Source organism: Saccharothrix mutabilis subsp. mutabilis (assembly GCF_039521145.1).
GTDB lineage: Bacteria > Actinomycetota > Actinomycetes > Mycobacteriales > Pseudonocardiaceae > Actinosynnema > Actinosynnema mutabilis.
The window spans coordinates 396,762-412,996 of the sequence record NZ_BAAABU010000005.1 but is presented as its reverse complement, the minus strand read 5'-3'; the positions used below and the strand labels follow the sequence as shown (position 1 = coordinate 412,996).

The window sequence follows — 16,235 nt, the reverse complement described above, 5'->3', positions numbered from 1 at the left end:
ACGACCGCTACTGTCTGTGCACATTCGGCCACCTGTCGTAGAGGGGTGCTCCATGCGGATCACTGCGCTGGTCTTCGCCGTGCTCGTCCTCGTCGCCACGCCGGCCGCCGCGGTCGTGGGCGGGCGGGAGGCCGCCGACCAGCCGTGGGTGGTCGCGCTGTACGACCGGTACGGGCAGTTCTTCTGCGGGGGCGCGTTGATCGCGCCGGACAAGGTGCTCACCGCCGCGCACTGCACGGTCGAGCGCTCGGCCCTGGGCACCCGGGAACGGCTGGTGGGCGACCTGCGCGTGGTCGCGGGCCGGCGCGACCTGGACCGCTCGGACGGGCGGGAGGTGCGGGTGGCCTCGGTGTGGCGGCACCCGGACTTCGAGACCGCCGCCCAGGGCGACGACATCGCCACGCTCACCCTGGTCCAGCGGCTGCCGTACCGGCCGGTCCCGCTGGGCGAGGCCGGGCCGGGCGACGTGGCCACCGTGTACGGGTGGGGCCGCACCGCCGAGTTGGCCCCGCCCAGCGCCACGCTGCGCGAGGTGGACCTGCCGGTGTTGAGCGACCAGGCGTGCGCGCAGGCGTTGGAGGGCTTCCGGCCCGACTCGATGCTGTGCGCCGGCTACCCCGAGGGCGGCAAGGACGCCTGCGAGGGCGACTCCGGCGGGCCGATGACCGTGCGCGGCGCGCTGGTCGGGATCGTGTCCTACGGCAAGGGGTGCGCGCGGGCCGGGTTGCCCGGCGCCTACACCAGGGTGAGCCGGTACCTCGACCGGATCTGAGACTGTGGTACCAATCCGGGGTGCGTTCGCAACCGTTCCCGGCCACCCTGCGCCGCAAGTGGTCCGCCGACCTGACCGCGGCGGAGGTCTACCACCTGCTCAAGCTGCGCAACGACGTGTTCGTGGTCGAGCAGAACTGCGTGTACGCCGACCTCGACGGCCGTGACCTCGAACCCGCCACCCGGCACTTCTGGCTGGAGGTCGACGGCGTGCCGCAGGCCTACCTGAGGCTGCTGGAGGAGCCGGGCGGCACCTACCGCATCGGCCGGGTCTGCACGGCCCGCGCCGCGCGCGGCCTCGGGTTCAGCCGGCGGCTGGTGGAGGCGGCGCTGGTCGAGGTCGGGACCACCGAGTGCGTGCTGGACGCCCAGACCTACGTGGCCGACTTCTACGCCTCGTTCGGGTTCCGGCCCGAGGGCGCGGAGTTCATCGAGGACGGGATACCGCACCTGCGGATGCGCCGGTCTCGCTGATCACCCGCACCGCGCGCTCGACGTCGGCCTCGGTGAGGTCGGCGCGGGCGGTCAGGCGCAGCCGCGAGACCTGGTCGGGCACCGACGGCGGCCGGAAGCAGCCGACCAGGACGCCCTGCGCCCGGCACCCCTCGGCCCACGCCACGGCCGCCTCCGGCGACGGCGCCTGCACCGACACCACGGCGGCGGTCGGCGAGCTGACCCGGAAACCCTTGTCCTTCAGACGGAACGCCAGGTCCTGAGCCACGTCGAGGGCGCGCGTGGGCCGGTCCGGCTCCTCGCGCAGCACCTTCAGCGCGGCCAGGGCGGCGGCGGCGCTGCTGGGCGCCAGGCCGGTGTCGAAGATGAACGTGCGCGCGGTGTCCACCAGGTGCTTGATCACCCGGCTGGGGCCGAGCACGGCGCCGCCCATCGCGCCCAGCGACTTGGACAGCGTCACCGTCGTCACCACATCGGGTGCTTTCGCCAGGCCGGCCGCGTGCACCGCGCCCCGCCCGCCCTCGCCGACCACGCCCAGGCCGTGCGCGTCGTCCACGACCAGCGCCGACCCGTGCTCGCCGCAGGTCGCGGCGAGTTCGGCCAGCGGGGCCAGGTCGCCGTCGACGGAGAAGACCGAGTCGGTCACCACTAGCGCGCGCCGCTTGCCGCGGGTGGCCAGGGCGTGCGCGACCTTCGGCACGTCGCAGTGGCCCGCGACGACGACGTCCGCCTTGGACAGCCGGGTCCCGTCGATCAGCGAGGCGTGGATGTGCTGGTCGGCGACGATGGCCGTGCCGGGGCCGGACAGGGCCGTGAGCACGCCCAGGTTGGCCGCGTAGCCGGAGGAGAACACCAGTGCGGACTGGGTGCCGCAGAAGTTGGCCAGCTCGTACTCCAGCTCGGTGTGCAGCTCGGTGGAACCGGTGACCAGGCGGGACCCGGTGGAGCCCGCGCCCCAGCGCAGCGAGGCCGCCGCGGCGGCGCCCGCGACCCGCTTGTCCCGGGCCAGGCCCAGGTAGTCGTTGGACGCGAGGTCGAGGTCGGTCGAGTCGGCCGGGCGCGGGCGCACCTGACGGGCCAGGCCCGCCTTCGCGCGCGCCTCGGCACGCGTGTCGATCCAGTCGAACACCGACTCCGGCGCGGACACCCCTGTGCTCACACTCACGCCGGCAGTGTCGCATCCGACGGTTACCGTCCCCGCGTGGACCTCTTCCAGCTCGGGCGGGACGACCTGCGGTCGCTGCGCGTGGACGCGCCGGTCCACCGCGACGAGCGGACCGGGTTGTGGCTGGTCAGCCGGTACGCGGACGTGAAGGCCGTGCTGGCGGACCCGGGGACCTTCCACCCGGACAACGCGCTGACCGCCGTGACCCCGATCCCGTCGCCGGTGCTGCGCACGCTGGCCCGCGCGGGCTTCTCGCTGCCGCCGACCCTGGCCAACAACGGCACCGACACCCACACCGGCCTGCGGCGACTGGTGGCGGCTTTCCTGACCCCGTCGCGGGTCGCCGCCATGCGCCCGCGGATCGCCGAACTGGCACGCGAACGTTTGCGCGAGTTGTCGGGGAGGGTTGACCTGCACCCCGCGCTGGCGCGGGACCTGCCGGCGATCGTGCTGCTGGAGGTCATGGGCATCCGGGACGTGGACGTCGACAAGCTCAAGGCGTGGAGCACGGCGTCGCTGGAGCTGTTCTGGGGTGACGTGACCGTCGAGCGCCAGCACGAGCTGGCTGGCCCCGCCGCCGAGTTCCACCAGTGGCTCACCGCGCGGATCAAGGCCGCCGACCCCGCCGGGGACGACCTGTTCGCCGCGCTGCGCCGGGAGGACGTGCCGGTCCGGGACGCGGCCGGCCTGTGCTACTTCCTGCTGATCGCGGGCCAGGAGACCACGACCCAGCTGCTGTGCGCGGTGTTCGACGCGGTGCTGCGGCACGGCGACCTGTGGTCCCGGCTGGGCGAGCCCGGCATGGCGGAGCGGTGCGTCGAGGAGGTGCTGCGCCGCGACCCGCCGGTCAACACGTGGCGGCGGGTGGCGGCGCGGGACGTGACGCTCTCCGGCGTGGCCGTGCCGAAGGGCGCGCAGCTGCTGCTGATGCTCGCGGGCGCCGGGTCCGACCCGGAGGTGTTCGACGAGCCGGAGCGGCTGTGCCCGGCCCGGCCGAACGCGCGCAAGCACCTCGCGTTCGGGTTCGGCCGGCACTTCTGCCTGGGCGCGGGCCTGGCCCGGCTGGAGGCGGAGGTGGTGCTGCGGGAGACCTTCGCGCGGTTCCCCCGCCTGCGCCTGGCCTCGACCGAGCCGCCGCCCATGCTCGGGCTGCTGTCGTTCCGGGCGCCGCTGAGCGTGCGCGTCGAGCTAGGGGACGAGGATCAGCTTGCCGGTGGTGGCGCGGGACTCCAGGGCCTCGTGGGCGCGGGCGGCGTCGGCCGGCGGTAGCGCCTCGCCCGGGGTCGTCTTCAGGCCCAGCTCGAACACCTTGCGCACGTTGTCCGGCGTGAGCGGGTCGCCCAGGCCGATCAGGGCGACGCCCTTGGCGAAGACGTCCGACGCGGTGACGTCCAGCGGTTCGCCGCTGGCGAAGCCGAACACCACCAGTCGGCCGGTCCCGGGGCGGACCAGGTCGAACGACTGCCGGGCGGTGGTGCCGCCGACGGAGGAGAACACCACGTCCACCTCGCCGACCCGCTCGGCCCAGCCCTCGAATCGGACCGACGGTCCGCTTTGCTCGTCCGCTACGATACGGACTGCCGGTCCGGTTCTGTCGAGTCGTGGGAGGTGCCCGTGGCCGAACGCCGCGACGCCGCGCGCAACCGGGCCGCGATCCTCGCCGCCGCCTCGCGGCTGATCGGGGAACGCGGGCTCGACGCGGTGAACATGGAGGACGTGGCGGTCGCGGCGGGCGTCGGCAAGGGGACGGTGTTCCGCCGGTTCGGCGACCGGGAGGGGTTGGTCCAGGCCGTCGTGGCGGAGAGCGCCGAAGCCTGGAAGGCCGAGTCCGAAGTGTTGGTCACCTCCACCGACCGGCCGCCGGACGAGAGGGTGATCACGTTCGTGGCCACCCTGTTCGACCACGTGATGGCCAACCTGGCGGTGGTCCGGGCGTTGGAGCAGGTGTCGGCGCGGGGCAGCGGGTGCGACGCCGACCTCGACCTCGCGCACGCCCGGCTGTCGACGTTGATCGCGCAGGTCAGGCCGTACGAGGACGCGGATTTCCTGGCGCACGCGCTGCTGGCGAACCTGCGCGGTGAACACCTCCACCACCTGGTCCACCGGGTCGGTCTGCCGGTGGGGCAGGTGCGGCTGGGTGTGATCGCGCTCGCGCGCGCCGTGCTGACCGGGGACTTGGTCGGCGCCGGCCGGGATGCGACGATGCCTCCGCTGTAGGGGTGCGCGAGGAAGCCGGTGCGAATCCGGCACGGTCCCGCCACTGTGACCGGGGGAGTTCCGCCGGGAGTCAGGAACTCGGCCCCCGGACGACTCGACCGGACACGGGCGTGGACACCCGAGGAAGGACACCGCCGCATGGGCGCGCGTTTCCCCTTTTCCGCCGTCGTCGGACACGACGACCTCCGCTTGGCCCTGCTGTTGAACGCCGTGCACCCCGGGATCGGCGGTGTGCTGGTGCGGGGTGAGAAGGGGACCGCGAAGTCGACCGTGGTCCGGGCGCTGGCGGCTTTGCTGCCGGAACTGGACGTGGTGCCGGGCTGCCGCTTCGCGTGCGACCCGGCGGTGGAGGTGGACTGCCCGGACGGCCCGCACGACGCGGGTGTTCCGGACCGGCGGCCGGCGCGGTTGGTCGAGTTGCCGGTCGGGGCCACCGAGGACCGGTTGATCGGGTCCCTCGACCTTGAGCGCGCGTTGACCGAGGGCGTCCGGGCGTACCAGCCGGGGCTGCTCGCCGCCGCGCACCGGGGCGTGCTGTACGTCGACGAGGTCAACCTCCTGCACGACCACCTGGTGGACCTGCTGCTCGACGCCGCCGCGATGGGCCGCGCCCACGTCGAGCGCGAAGGGGTCTCCGTCTCGCACGCGGCCTCCTTCCTGCTGGTCGGCACGATGAACCCCGAGGAAGGCGAACTCCGCCCGCAGCTGCTGGACCGCTTCGGCCTCACCGTGTCCGTCAAGGCCGCCCGGGACGTCGCGACCCGCACCGAGGTCATCCGCCGCCGCCTCGCCTACGAGGCCGACCCGGTCGGGTTCGCCGCGCGGTGGGCCGAGCAGGACGCCGAGCTGGCCGCCCGGATCGTCACCGCCCGCGACCGCCTGTCCGCCGTCGTGCTGCCCGACGCCGAGCTGCGCCGGATCGCCGCCGTCTGCGCGGCCTTCGAGGTGGACGGCATGCGGGCCGACCTGGTCGTCGCGCGCACGGCCGTCGCGCACGCCGCCTGGCGCGGTGCGGACGAGGTCGCCGAGGCCGACGTGGAGGCCGCCGTCCGGCTCGCGCTGCCGCACCGCAAGCGGCGGGACCCGTTCGACGAGCCGGGCCTGGAAGAAGAGCAGCTCGAAGACGCCATGAAGCAGGGCGCCGAGCACGCGGCCGAGCCCGAGCCCGAACCCGACCCGGACGGCCCGGACGGCGGCGGCCTGCCCGACGGCGGCGACGACGGCCTGCCGCCCGACCACGGCGATGCCCCGTCCACTCCGGACGGTCGGGGGAACGCGCCCGAGCGCACGCACGCGCCGGCGCCGTCGTTCCGCACGCGCCTGCTCGAAGTGCCCGGGGTCGGTGAAGGCGCGCCGGGCAAGCGGTCCCGGGCGCGCGCCCGCACCGGGCGGGTCGTGCGGTCGTCCACTGTGGACGGCAGCGGGCTGCACCTGGTCGGCACGCTGGGCGCGGCGGCGCCGCACCAGGCCGCGCGCGGGCGCAGCGGTCCCGGGCTGGTGCTGCGCGGCGCCGACCTGCGGCGGGCGGTCCGCGAGGGCAAGGAGAGCAACCTCGTCCTGTTCGTGGTCGACGCGTCCGGCTCGATGGCCGCCCGGCAGCGGATGTCGGCGGTCAGCGGCGCGGTGATCTCGCTGCTGCGCGACGCCTACCAGCGGCGTGACAAGGTCGGCGTGATCACCTTCCGGGGCGGCGCCGCCGAGACCGCGCTCCCGCCGACGAACTCCGTGGACGCCGCCGCCGCCCGCCTGCGGCAGCTGCGGACCGGCGGGCGCACCCCGTTGGCCGACGGCCTGCTCAAGGCCCGCCGGGTGTTGCAGACCGAACGGGTCCGCGACCCGCGCCGCCGCCCGCTGCTGGTCCTGCTCACCGACGGCCGCGCCACCGCAACGAGCACCGGCGGCGACCCGATGCGCGACGCCCTGCGCGCCGCCGGCCTGCTGGCCGCCGACGAGGTGGCGGCCGTGGTCGTGGACTGCGAGTCCGGCCACATCCGGCTGGGGCTGGCCGCCCGCGTCGCCCAGGCGCTGGACGCGGTGTGCCTGCGCCTCGAAGAACTGTCCGCCGACCAGGTCGCCGGCGTCGTGCGCGCCGCACGCGCCGCGTAAAGGAGCCCGCAGTGCCCCAGGGACAGCCATCCGTCGTGCCCACCGACGGGCTCACCACCAGGCAGCGGCGCAACCGGCCGCTGGTCGTCCTCCACACGGGGGAGATGAAGGGCAAGTCCACCGCCGCGTTCGGCCTCGCGCTGCGCGGGTGGAACCAGGGCTGGTCGATCGGTGTCTTCCAGTTCGTGAAGTCGGCCAAGTGGAAGGTCGGCGAGGAGAACGCCTTCCGCGCGCTGGGTCGGTTGCACGAGCAGACCGGCGAGGGCGGGCCCGTCGAGTGGCACAAGATGGGCGAGGGCTGGTCCTGGTCGCGCAAGCAGGGCACCGAGGAGGACCACGCCGCCGCCGCGCGCGAGGGCTGGCGGGAGATCGCCCGCCGGCTCTCCGCCGAGCAGCACGGCCTGTACGTGCTGGACGAGTTCACCTACCCGCTGCACTGGGGCTGGATCGACGTGGACGAGGTGGTCACGGCGCTGCGCGAGCGGCCCGGCCACCAGCACGTGGTCATCACCGGCCGGTACGCGCCGCGGGCGCTGGTCGACGCCGCCGACCTGGTCGTGGAGATGACCAAGGTCAAGCACCCGATGGACGCGGGGCAGAAGGGCCAGAAGGGGATCGAGTGGTGAACCGCCTGGTGGTCGCCGCGCCCGCGTCGGGCAGCGGCAAGACCACCGTGGCCACCGGCCTGATGGCGGCGCTGCGCCGCGCGGGGGACCGGGTGGCCCCCTTCAAGGTCGGGCCGGACTACATCGACCCCGGCTACCACGGCCTGGCCACCGGCCGACCGGGCCGCAACCTCGACCCGGTGATGGTCGGCGAGCACCGCGTGGCGTCGCTGTTCGCCCACGGGTCGCGCGGCTGCGACATCGCCGTGGTCGAGGGCGTGATGGGCCTGTTCGACGGGCGGGTGGACACCGAGGGCGTCGGCTCCACCGCGCACGTGGCCAAGCTGCTGTCCGCGCCGGTGCTGTTCGTGGTGGACGCGCGCGGCCAGAGCCGCAGCCTGGCCGCCCTGCTGCACGGGTTCCGGGGCTACGACCCGACCGTGCGGCTGGGCGGGGTGGTGCTCAACCAGGTCGGGTCGGCCCGGCACGAGCACGTGCTGCGCGGCGCGTGCGCCGAGGTCGGGCTGGAGGTGCTCGGCGTGCTGCCCCGGGACGACCGGTTCGCGCTGCCGTCCCGCCACCTGGGCCTGGTCACCGCCGCCGAGCACGGGTCGGCGGCGGTCGAGGCCGTGGACGCCGTGGCCGAGGCGGTCGCGGCCCACGTGGACCTGGCGGCGGTGCGGCGGCTGGCGGCCGGGGTGCCCGCGCTGGCGGTGCCCGCGTGGGATCCGGCGGAGGAGGTCACGGCCGTGTCCGGCGCGCCCGTCGTGGCGGTCGCGGGCGGGGCCGCGTTCACGTTCGGGTACGCCGAGCACGTCGAGCTGCTGCGGGCGGCCGGCGCGGACGTGGTGACGGTGGACCCGTTGCGGGACGAGGACCTGCCGGAGGGCACGTCGGGGCTGGTGCTGCCCGGCGGGTTCCCGGAGCAGCACGCCGCCGAGCTGTCGGCCAACGCCGGTCTGCGGGCGGCCGTGGTGGCGCTGGCCCGGTCCGGCGCGCCCGTGCACGCGGAGTGCGGCGGGCTGCTGTACCTGGCGAAGTCGCTGGACGGCGTGCCGATGTGCGGGGTGCTGGACGCGGACGGCTCGATGACGCCCCGGCTCACCCTGGGCTACCGGGACGCCGTCGCGCCCCACGACTCCGTGCTGGCGCGGGCGGGCACGCGGATCACCGGGCACGAGTTCCACCGGACGACGTTGAGCGTGCCGGCGGGGGCGAAACCGGCCTGGCAGTGGCGGGGGCACGACCTGAAGCCGGTGGCCGAGGGTCACGTGCTCGGCGGTGTGCACGCGTCCTATCTGCACACCCACCCGGCATCAGCACCTGACGCGATCACCCGCTTTGTGCGGGCTTGCGAAACGAAGCAGGTCCGGGTCGAGGCCACTCGATAGTGGATCGCCCGGGCGCGGTACGGTCGTTGCCCACCAAGCCGAACACGTCGTGGGGAGCAGTTGTGATGACTGGTCGGGTCTCCTTCGTGGGCGCCGGTCCCGGCGCCGCCGATCTCATCACCCTCCGGGGCGCGAAGCGCATAGCCGAGGCCGACGTCGTGATCTGGGCGCCCAGCGTCGTGGAGGCCGAGTGCGTGCGCGAGCACGCCCGCCCCGACGCCGAGCTGGTCGACTTCTCCCGCGTGTCCGAGGCCGAGGTCGTGGACGTGTACCGGCGCGCGTCGGCCGCGCAGCTCAAGGTGGTCCGCCTGCACGCGGGCGACCCGGCGCTGTGGGGCGGCCTGCGCGAGCAGCACGAGACGTGCCAGCGGCTCGGGCTGACCACCGAGGTCGTGCCCGGCGTGTCGGCCGTGTCGGCGGCGGGCGCGGCGGTGGCGCGCGAGCTGACCTCCTCCGACGTGGCGCAGTCGCTGGTGCTGGCCGGGCCGGAGGGCGCCGAGCACCTCAAGGACTTCGCCGCCCACGGCACGACCCTGGCGATCTCCGCGTCCGGCGCGCGCACGGCGCGGATCGTGGAGCAGTTGCGCGAGGGCGGTTACGCCGACGACACGCCCGTGGTGGTGGCGTACAAGGTCTCCCTGCCCGACGAGACGCTCGCGCAGACCACGTTGGGCGAGCTGGAGGCGTGCGTCAAGGAGCACAAGCTCTACCGCACCACGCTGTTCCTGGTGGGCGACGTGCTGAAGGCGTCGGCGCGGCGGTCGTCCGACGAGCCGGTGCGGCGGTCGCGCGCGGCGAAGTGGGGCAAGCGCCGCGAGTCGCCGTCCGCCACGGCGTGGTCGATGGTGCACGACTGGCAGGAGACCGCGCGGGCCAACCGCCCCGCCGCGAAGGCGAAGCCGGCCGAGCCGGTGCTCGCGCTGGTGTCGGAAACCGTTGAGGCGCAAGAGGAACCCGGGGCCGTCGAGGAAGCGCCGAAGCCCAAGGCGGCCGTCGCCGCGGCGGCGAAGAAGAAGCCCGCGACCGTCCAGGCGAGCACGACGCCGCGCCCGCGCAAGCCGGCCGCGCCGCGCACCACCAAGAAGACAAAGCGCGCCAACTGACATGGATGTAGTCGCACTGCACGGTTTTCTCACCGCGACCGGCCGGTCATGGGACTCGGTGACCGTCGTGGACGCCGCCGCCGTGGGCGTCCGGCACGCGCTCAACGTGTGCCGCGCCCGCGCCGCCGTCGTCGTGTCCGGCGCGGACCCGGCCGAGCTGGCCGCCGGGCTGGCCGGGTGGCGGCGGACGCTGACCGTGTCCGACGGCGGTGAACTGTCCACTGTGGACCCGGCGGACGCGGTCGTGCGCCGGTGGAACGCGCCGGACTTCCTTCTGTGCGCGGCGGAAAGCGCTCTTCCGGTCGCGGCCGGCGGTTGGGCGCTGCCGGACGACGACTTCGCCCACCGGGACGGCATGGTGGCCACCGCGGAGGTGCGCGCGCTGGCCCTGTCCCGCCTGGCCCCGCGGCCCGGCGTGCTGGTGTGGGACGTCGGCGCGGGTCCCGGTGCGGTCGCGGTCGAGTGCGCCCGGCTGGGGGCGGCCGTGATCGCGGTCGAGCAGGACCCCGTGCAGTGCGTGCGGATCATCGCCAACGCCTCCGCGCACGGCGTGGACGTGCGGGTCGTGGAGTCGCCGCTGGCCGAGGCCGCCGACCTGCCCCGGCCGGACGCCGTGTTCGTCGGCGGCGGTGGCGCGGACGCGGTGCGGCGGTGCGCCCGGGTCGGGGCCGGCCGGGTCGTCGTGGCGACCGCCGACCTGGACCGGGTGCTGCCCGCGCGGGACGCGTTGGCGCAGGCCGGGTACGAGGTCGAGGGCAGCCAGCTGTCGGCGGCGCGGCTGACCGGCGGGACGCTGCTCGCGGCGAACCCGGTGACCGTGCTGTGGGGGACGAGGAAGTCGTGATCGGGGTCTTCGCGGCGGGTGAGGCGGCGCGGCGGTCGGCCGTCGACCTGGCCAAGCGGCTCGGCCCGGACGCCGTCGTCCCGGACGGCCCGGTGCGCCCGGCGCTGCGCCGGCTGTGGCCGCGCCTGGGGTCGGCCGTGTTCTTCCTGGGCACCGAGGCGACGGTCCGGCTGGTCGCGCCGCTGCTGCGCGACGAGCGCGCGGACCCCGGTGTGGTGTGCGTGGACGGCGGGTTCACGGTGTCGCTGCTGGGCGGTGCGGACGCGTTGGCGGTGCAGGTCGCGGACCTGCTGGACAACACGCCGGTCCTGACGCCGACGGACATCTCGCCGTTGGACGAGCTGGTCGAGCTGCTGGACGTGTCGGTCGAGGGCGACCTGGCGGCGTGCGGCGCGGCGCTGCGCGCGGACGAGCGGGTCGTGCTGGCCAACCCGTTGGGCTTCCCGTTGCCGGCGCTGCCGGACAACGTCGTGGTCGGGGCGGACGCGCACGGCGCCGGGTGGACCGTGCTGCTGGACGACCGCATCCCGCAGGGCAGGCCGCGCGAGGACGTGGTCCGGTTGGTGCCGCGGTCGCTGGTCGTGGGCATCGGGTCGAGCAGCGGGGTGTCGGCGCAGGCGGTGTCGGCGGTGCTGGGCGAGCTGGAGGCGCGCGGCCTGGACCTGCGGGCGGTGCGCGCGTTCGCCACGGTGGACCGCAAGGCGGCGGAGCAGGGCATCGCCGACGCCGTCGAGGACTGGGGCTTCTGGCACTCGGGTGTCGCTCCGCTGCTGGTGTACCCGGCGGAGGAGCTGGCGGTCGTGCCGGTGCCGAACCCGGCGGAGCTGGCGATCGGCATCCCGTCGGTGGCGGAGGCGGCGGCGCTGCGCGGTGCGATGGAGCTGTCGGGCGGCGGCCGGGTCGAGATCGCGGTGGAGAAGGTGAAGGGCGAGTCGGTGACCGTGGCGGCGGCCCGCGTGCTGCCGCGCGGGCGGCTGGCGCTGGTGGGGCTGGGTCCGGGGGAGGCCGACGAGCGCACGCCCCGGGCGGAGGCGGAGCTGCGGCGGGCATCCGTGGTCGTCGGGTCGGAGGAGTGCGTGGACCTGGTGCGGCACCTGTTGCGGCCGGGGACGCGGGTGGTCGCGGACGGCGCGGTGGGGTTGGCCGAGGCCGGCGCGGCGGTGGCTTACGTGGGCCGGGACTTCGGGCCCGAGGTGACCGGGCCGGTGCGCGCGGAAGTCGTGCGGGTGGCCGGTGTGAGCACCACCCGCACCCGCTGACACGCCGACCAACCGCCCAGAACCCGCCGCCCCGGCAACCCGCCGCCCCGGCCTCGCTGCCGCCGTCGCGCCCGCCCGGCGTCGCTGCCGCCGCGCCTGCCCGGCCTCGCTCACCCGGCCCGCGCCCACCCGGCCGAACCCGGACTCACCCCGAACCCCCGCACGTCGGGTCGTCAAGTGTGAATTCGGGTCCGAGGCTTGTCGCCCCAGCGTTTTTCCGCCTAGCTGGGAGGACGCCGCCGACCGTTCCCTGCCGGAAGGACAGAGCGCCATGGCGAAAACCCTGCATCGCCTGATCACCGCTCTCGCCGCAGCCATCGCCGCGGTCGGGTTGCTCACCGTCGCACCAGCGCAAGCGGACACCGTCGAGCCCTACATCGTCGGTGGCACGCGGGCGTCGATCAGCCAGTACCCCTGGACCGTCTACCTCGCCACCTCCAGCGGCGGGCAGTTCTGCGGGGGCACGCTCGTCTCCGCCAACAAGGTCGTCACCGCCGCCCACTGCACCAGCGGCCGGACGGCGTCGAGCACCCGCGTGGTCTGGGGGCGTGAGGACAAGCAGAGCACGGCCGGCATCGTCGCCGGCGTCACCCGGATCTGGATCCACCCGTCCTACCGCTCGGCCGGCTCGGGCTACGACGTCTCCGTCCTGACCCTCGACCGCAGCATCTCCTCCGCCTACCTGCCCCTGGCCACCCCGTCCGACACGGCCCTCTACGCGGCCGGCACGAACGCCACCATCCTCGGCTGGGGCACGACCTCCTCCGGCGGCTCGGCGTCGCGCTACCTGCTCAAGGCCACCGTCCCGGTCACGTCCGACGCGACCTGCCGCTCCGCGTACTCCAACTACAGCAGCACCTCGATGGTGTGCGCGGGCTACCCGCAGGGCGGCGTGGACACCTGCCAGGGCGACTCCGGCGGCCCGCTGGTCGCGGGCGGCAAGCTGATCGGCGCCACCTCGTGGGGCCGGGGCTGCGCGCTGGCCGGCTACCCCGGCGTCTACGCCCGCATCTCCACCTACTACTCGGCGCTCACCCAGCAGATCAACTCGTGAACCGCGCCGTGCCCACGTCCGGGTGACCTGCCGGGCGTGGGCACGGCCCGCGTGGTCCGATCGACGCCATGCGACGACTGCTCATCGCCGTGCTCCTGCTCCTCGGCACAGCCACGACCGCCGCCCACGCCGACCCCGGCCTCTACGGCTGCGGCACGTCCGTCCTCGGGTCCACCGGCAACGGCTGGTGCTCCGGCACCGGCACCTTCCGCCTGGTCGTGGCCTGCGAGGACGGCAAGTTCGCCCGCAGCCGGTGGATGACCATCGAGACCGGTGACGGCACCCTCGCGATCTCCTGCGCCAACGCCAAGGCCGTCGGCGCGGAGATCGAGGTCAAGTAGCCTCCGCGGCGTGGACGACTACCTGCCGCTGCCCGAGGACTGGGACCGCGCCCTCGCCGTCGTGGCCCACCCCGACGACCTGGAGTACGGGGGTGCGGGCGCGGTCGCCCGCTGGACGCGGCAGGGCAGGTCCGTCGCGTACCTGCTGGTCACCCGGGGCGAGGCGGGGATCGACTCGATGCCGCCGGAGGAGGCAGGCCCGCTGCGCGTGCGCGAGCAGATCGCCAGTGCCGCCGTCGTCGGCGTGACCGAGGTCGAGTTCCTCGACCACCCGGACGGCACGGTCGAGTACGGCCTGCCGCTGCGCCGCGACATCGCCGCCGCCATCCGCCGGCACCGCCCGGAGATCGTGTTCACCAACAACTTCCGCGACACCTTCCCCGGCGGCGCGCTCAACATGGCCGACCACAAGGCCGTCGGCCGGGCCGTCGTGGACGCGGTGCGCGACGCGGGCAACCGGTGGGTGTTCCGCGACCTCGGTCTCGAACCGTGGAACGGCGTCCGCCACGTCGCGCTGGCCGCCTCGCCCGAGTCCGGGCACGCCGTGGACCTCACCGACACCTTCGACCTCGGCGTCGCGTCCCTGCGCGAGCACGCCGCCTACCTGGCGGGTCTCGGCGGCGGGCACCTGGCCGACCCCGAGGCTTTCCTGCGCCGGATGGCCGAGTCGGCGGCGCAGCGGTTCGGCGGCCGGCTCGCCGCGCCCTTCGAACTCCTGGCGATGTGACCGCGGGCCCGGGGGTGCTCCATCTAACACGGCACCCGGGCTTGGACATGACATGTCTGGTGTGGATGCTTCTACCCATGCACGGTGAACAGCACTACCTTGTGGGCCTCGACCTGGCGGGCAAGCGGGTCGTCGTCGTGGGCGGCGGCACGGTCGCCCAGCGGCGGCTGCCGCGCCTGGTCGCCGCCGGCGCCCGGGTCGAGGTCGTCTCGCCCGAGGTGACGCCCGCGGTCCAGGGGATCGTCGACGCCGGGGACGCGGTGTGGCACCGCCGCCGCTACGAGGCCGGCGACCTCGACGCCGCCTGGTACGTGCTGGCCTGCACGTCCGACCCCGAGGTCAACGCCCGGGTCACCGCGGACGCCACCGCCCAGCGGGTCTTCTGCGTGCGCGCCGACGTGGCCGTGCAGGGCACCGCCGTCACACCGGCGGTCGGCGAGCACGACGGGCTGCTGCTCGGCGTCCTCGCGGGCGGGCAGCACCGGCGGTCGGCGGCGGTGCGCGACGGGCTGCTCTCCGCCCTGCGCGACGGTTCCCTCACCGACCAGCACGAGCGGTTCGCCGGCGTGGCGCTGGTCGGCGGCGGCCCCGGCGACCCGGACCTGATCACCGTGCGCGGTCGGCGGCTGCTGGCCCGCGCGGACGTCGTCGTGGCCGACCGGCTGGCCCCGCAGGAGCTGCTGGACGAGCTGCCGCAGCACGTCGAGGTGGTGGACGCCGCGAAGATCCCGTACGGGCGGGCGGCGTCGCAGGAGTTCATCAACACCACGCTGGTGGACAACGCCAAGGCCGGGAAGTTCGTCGTGCGGCTCAAGGGCGGCGACCCGTACGTGTTCGGGCGCGGTTTCGAGGAGCTGATCGCGTGCGCCGAGGCCGGGGTCCCGGTGACCGTGGTGCCCGGCGTGACCAGCGCGTTCGGCGTGCCGGCGCTGGCCGACGTGCCGGTGACGCACCGGGGCGTGGCGCACGAGGTGGTCGTGGTGTCCGGGCACGTGGCCCCCGACGACGAGCGGTCCATGGTCGACTGGGACGCCCTGTCCCGGCTGCGCGGCACGGTCGTGATCCTGATGGGCGTGGAGCGGGCCGGCGCGTTCGCCGCGGCGTTGCGCGCCGGCCGGCCCGGTGACACCCCGGTGGCGGTCGTGCAGGAGGGCAGCACGCGGGCCCAGCGCGTCGTGCGGTCCACTTTGGACTCCCTGGCCGCCGACGTGGTCGAGCACGCGATCCGCCCGCCCGCGATCATCGTTGTGGGACCGGTTGCCGGACTGGCGTCGGAGTTGCCGTTCCGGACTTCCTGAACGCCCACGCGACGCCCAGGACGAGGGCGGCGAGCACGGCCAGCAGCGAGGCGAGCGTGGTGGGTCCCGGGTGCACCAGGGGCTCACCGCGCAGCGCCTGCCAGGTCAGCACCGCGAACACGCCGGTGTAGCCCAGCGCCGCCACCAGGACCAGGCGCAGGCGGGTGCGCTCGGCCAGGCCCAGCGCGGTCAGCCCGAGGCCGAGCAGGATCAGCACCTGCAAGCCGTGCATGCCGAAGAAGTGCGGGATGCGCAGGTCGCCGCCGGTGGTGCTCCACGTGGTCACCGGCATGCCGGGGCCGCCGTCCGCAACGCCCACCGCGTGGCCGCCGTGCATCTTGATCTCGTGCCCCGCCGCGTCGGTGACCACGGACCGCTTGTGCTTGGCCTGGAAGACCATCAGGTAGCCCGACGCCATGCCCAGGATCGCGATGTAGAGGCCGGTGCGGATGGCCCACGTGGTCGGGCGGTCGCCGAGCCTCTGCACGGACAGGAAGACCGCGAGGACCACGTTGGCCAGGAACATCAACGGGATCGAGGTCCCGAACATGAACTGGACGACCTGGTTGTAGGGGTCGCCCTTGATGCTGTTGAAGTGGCTGAACGTGCCGCGCGCGGCCTGGATGCCCACCAGCGCCACGTCCGCGAACAGGATCCACGTGATCGTCGTGGCCAGCCCGGACGTCCACCGCTTCCCCTTGTGCGGCAAGGAGAGCATCCACGACAGGGTGGCCGAGTAGATCGCCAGGGACAGGCCGAACTTCAAGGGCTTGAGCCACACCGGTTCGCCGTTGAGCACGCGGTCGTCCACCACGAGCCCGACCAGCGGGACCAGGGACAGGACGGCCATCGCGACGGCGACCCACAGGGAGGGGCGGTGCCAGGACTTGGTCATGCCGTA

At 74.6% G+C, this 16,235-nt stretch carries 17 protein-coding genes and 1 riboswitch; of the genes, 14 read left to right on the top strand and 3 right to left on the bottom strand.

The genetic code is table 11. The annotated features are described in order from the left end of the window. Positions 1-52: 52 nt before the first annotated feature. Both ABD126_RS15960 and ABD126_RS15955 read left to right on the top strand, forming a co-directional pair. Positions 53-772, top strand: coding sequence for a serine protease (locus tag ABD126_RS15960; RefSeq protein WP_343934598.1), 720 nt, complete (start codon positions 53-55; stop codon positions 770-772). Between the two features lie 20 nt (positions 773-792). Beyond that, a complete protein-coding gene (locus ABD126_RS15955; protein WP_343934597.1) occupies positions 793-1,245 on the top strand; it encodes a GNAT family N-acetyltransferase in 453 nt (150 codons plus the stop codon). Here ABD126_RS15955 and ABD126_RS15950 read toward each other — a convergent pair. After that, positions 1,199-2,389, bottom strand: coding sequence for an 8-amino-7-oxononanoate synthase (locus ABD126_RS15950; RefSeq protein ID WP_343934596.1), 1,191 nt, complete (start codon positions 2,387-2,389; stop codon positions 1,199-1,201). The two genes, ABD126_RS15955 and ABD126_RS15950, sit on opposite strands and share 47 nt — an antisense overlap. Before the next feature lie 36 nt (positions 2,390-2,425). Here ABD126_RS15950 and ABD126_RS15945 point away from each other — a divergent pair, with 36 nt between their 5' ends. Beyond that, complete coding sequence (locus tag ABD126_RS15945) at positions 2,426-3,658, top strand: cytochrome P450 (RefSeq protein ID WP_343934595.1); 1,233 nt, start codon at positions 2,426-2,428, stop codon at positions 3,656-3,658. On the opposite strand, the gene ABD126_RS15940 is transcribed toward ABD126_RS15945, so the two are convergent. After that, positions 3,578-3,886: a zinc-binding dehydrogenase gene (locus ABD126_RS15940; RefSeq protein WP_343934594.1), complete on the bottom strand. Its 309-nt coding sequence runs from the start codon at positions 3,884-3,886 to the stop codon at positions 3,578-3,580. The genes ABD126_RS15945 and ABD126_RS15940 overlap by 81 nt on opposite strands. Positions 3,887-4,003: 117 nt before the next feature. Between ABD126_RS15940 and ABD126_RS15935 the strand changes: the two genes are divergently transcribed. From ABD126_RS15935 to cobA, 11 genes are all read left to right on the top strand, one after another. Next, positions 4,004-4,606, top strand: a complete 603-nt coding sequence (locus tag ABD126_RS15935; RefSeq protein WP_343934593.1) for a TetR/AcrR family transcriptional regulator — start codon at positions 4,004-4,006, stop codon at positions 4,604-4,606. An 8-nt stretch (positions 4,607-4,614) separates the two neighbouring features. Then, positions 4,615-4,686: riboswitch (cobalamin riboswitch) on the top strand. 58 nt (positions 4,687-4,744) lie between these two features. Further along, on the top strand, positions 4,745-6,712 hold the full coding sequence (locus tag ABD126_RS15930) for a putative cobaltochelatase (RefSeq protein WP_343934592.1): 1,968 nt from the start codon (positions 4,745-4,747) through the stop codon (positions 6,710-6,712). Positions 6,713-6,723: 11 nt separating this feature from the next. Beyond that, entirely contained in the window at positions 6,724-7,338 is a 615-nt protein-coding gene (cobO, locus tag ABD126_RS15925) for a cob(I)yrinic acid a,c-diamide adenosyltransferase (protein WP_343934591.1), read from the top strand. Beyond that, the gene (locus tag ABD126_RS15920; RefSeq protein WP_343934590.1) at positions 7,335-8,708 is read left to right on the top strand and encodes a cobyrinic acid a,c-diamide synthase CobB; all 1,374 of its coding nucleotides are present in this window, start codon (positions 7,335-7,337) and stop codon (positions 8,706-8,708) included. The genes cobO and ABD126_RS15920 overlap by 4 nt, the downstream gene beginning before the upstream one ends. Positions 8,709-8,773: 65 nt before the next feature. Beyond that, positions 8,774-9,811: a cobalt-precorrin-4/precorrin-4 C(11)-methyltransferase gene (locus tag ABD126_RS15915; RefSeq protein WP_343934589.1), complete on the top strand. Its 1,038-nt coding sequence runs from the start codon at positions 8,774-8,776 to the stop codon at positions 9,809-9,811. A gap of 1 nt (position 9,812) precedes the next feature. Next, a complete protein-coding gene (locus ABD126_RS15910; RefSeq protein ID WP_343934588.1) occupies positions 9,813-10,655 on the top strand; it encodes a bifunctional cobalt-precorrin-7 (C(5))-methyltransferase/cobalt-precorrin-6B (C(15))-methyltransferase in 843 nt (280 codons plus the stop codon). Next, on the top strand, positions 10,652-11,914 hold the full coding sequence (locus ABD126_RS15905; RefSeq protein ID WP_343934587.1) for a cobalamin biosynthesis protein: 1,263 nt from the start codon (positions 10,652-10,654) through the stop codon (positions 11,912-11,914). Before ABD126_RS15910 ends, ABD126_RS15905 begins: the two co-directional genes overlap by 4 nt. Positions 11,915-12,185: 271 nt before the next feature. Beyond that, positions 12,186-12,968 carry a S1 family peptidase gene (locus ABD126_RS15900; protein WP_343934586.1) on the top strand — a complete coding sequence of 261 codons (783 nt, stop codon included), beginning with the start codon at positions 12,186-12,188 and terminating at the stop codon, positions 12,966-12,968. Between the two features lie 68 nt (positions 12,969-13,036). Next, positions 13,037-13,309: a hypothetical protein gene (locus tag ABD126_RS15895; RefSeq protein ID WP_343934585.1), complete on the top strand. Its 273-nt coding sequence runs from the start codon at positions 13,037-13,039 to the stop codon at positions 13,307-13,309. A gap of 10 nt (positions 13,310-13,319) precedes the next feature. Next, positions 13,320-14,036, top strand: a complete 717-nt coding sequence (locus ABD126_RS15890; protein WP_343934584.1) for a PIG-L deacetylase family protein — start codon at positions 13,320-13,322, stop codon at positions 14,034-14,036. 77 nt (positions 14,037-14,113) lie between these two features. Beyond that, the gene (cobA, locus tag ABD126_RS15885) at positions 14,114-15,334 is read left to right on the top strand and encodes a uroporphyrinogen-III C-methyltransferase (protein ID WP_343934583.1); all 1,221 of its coding nucleotides are present in this window, start codon (positions 14,114-14,116) and stop codon (positions 15,332-15,334) included. Here cobA and ABD126_RS15880 read toward each other — a convergent pair. After that, on the bottom strand, positions 15,276-16,229 hold the full coding sequence (locus ABD126_RS15880) for a hypothetical protein (protein ID WP_343934582.1): 954 nt from the start codon (positions 16,227-16,229) through the stop codon (positions 15,276-15,278). The two genes, cobA and ABD126_RS15880, sit on opposite strands and share 59 nt — an antisense overlap. Between the last annotated feature and the right edge of the window lie 6 nt (positions 16,230-16,235).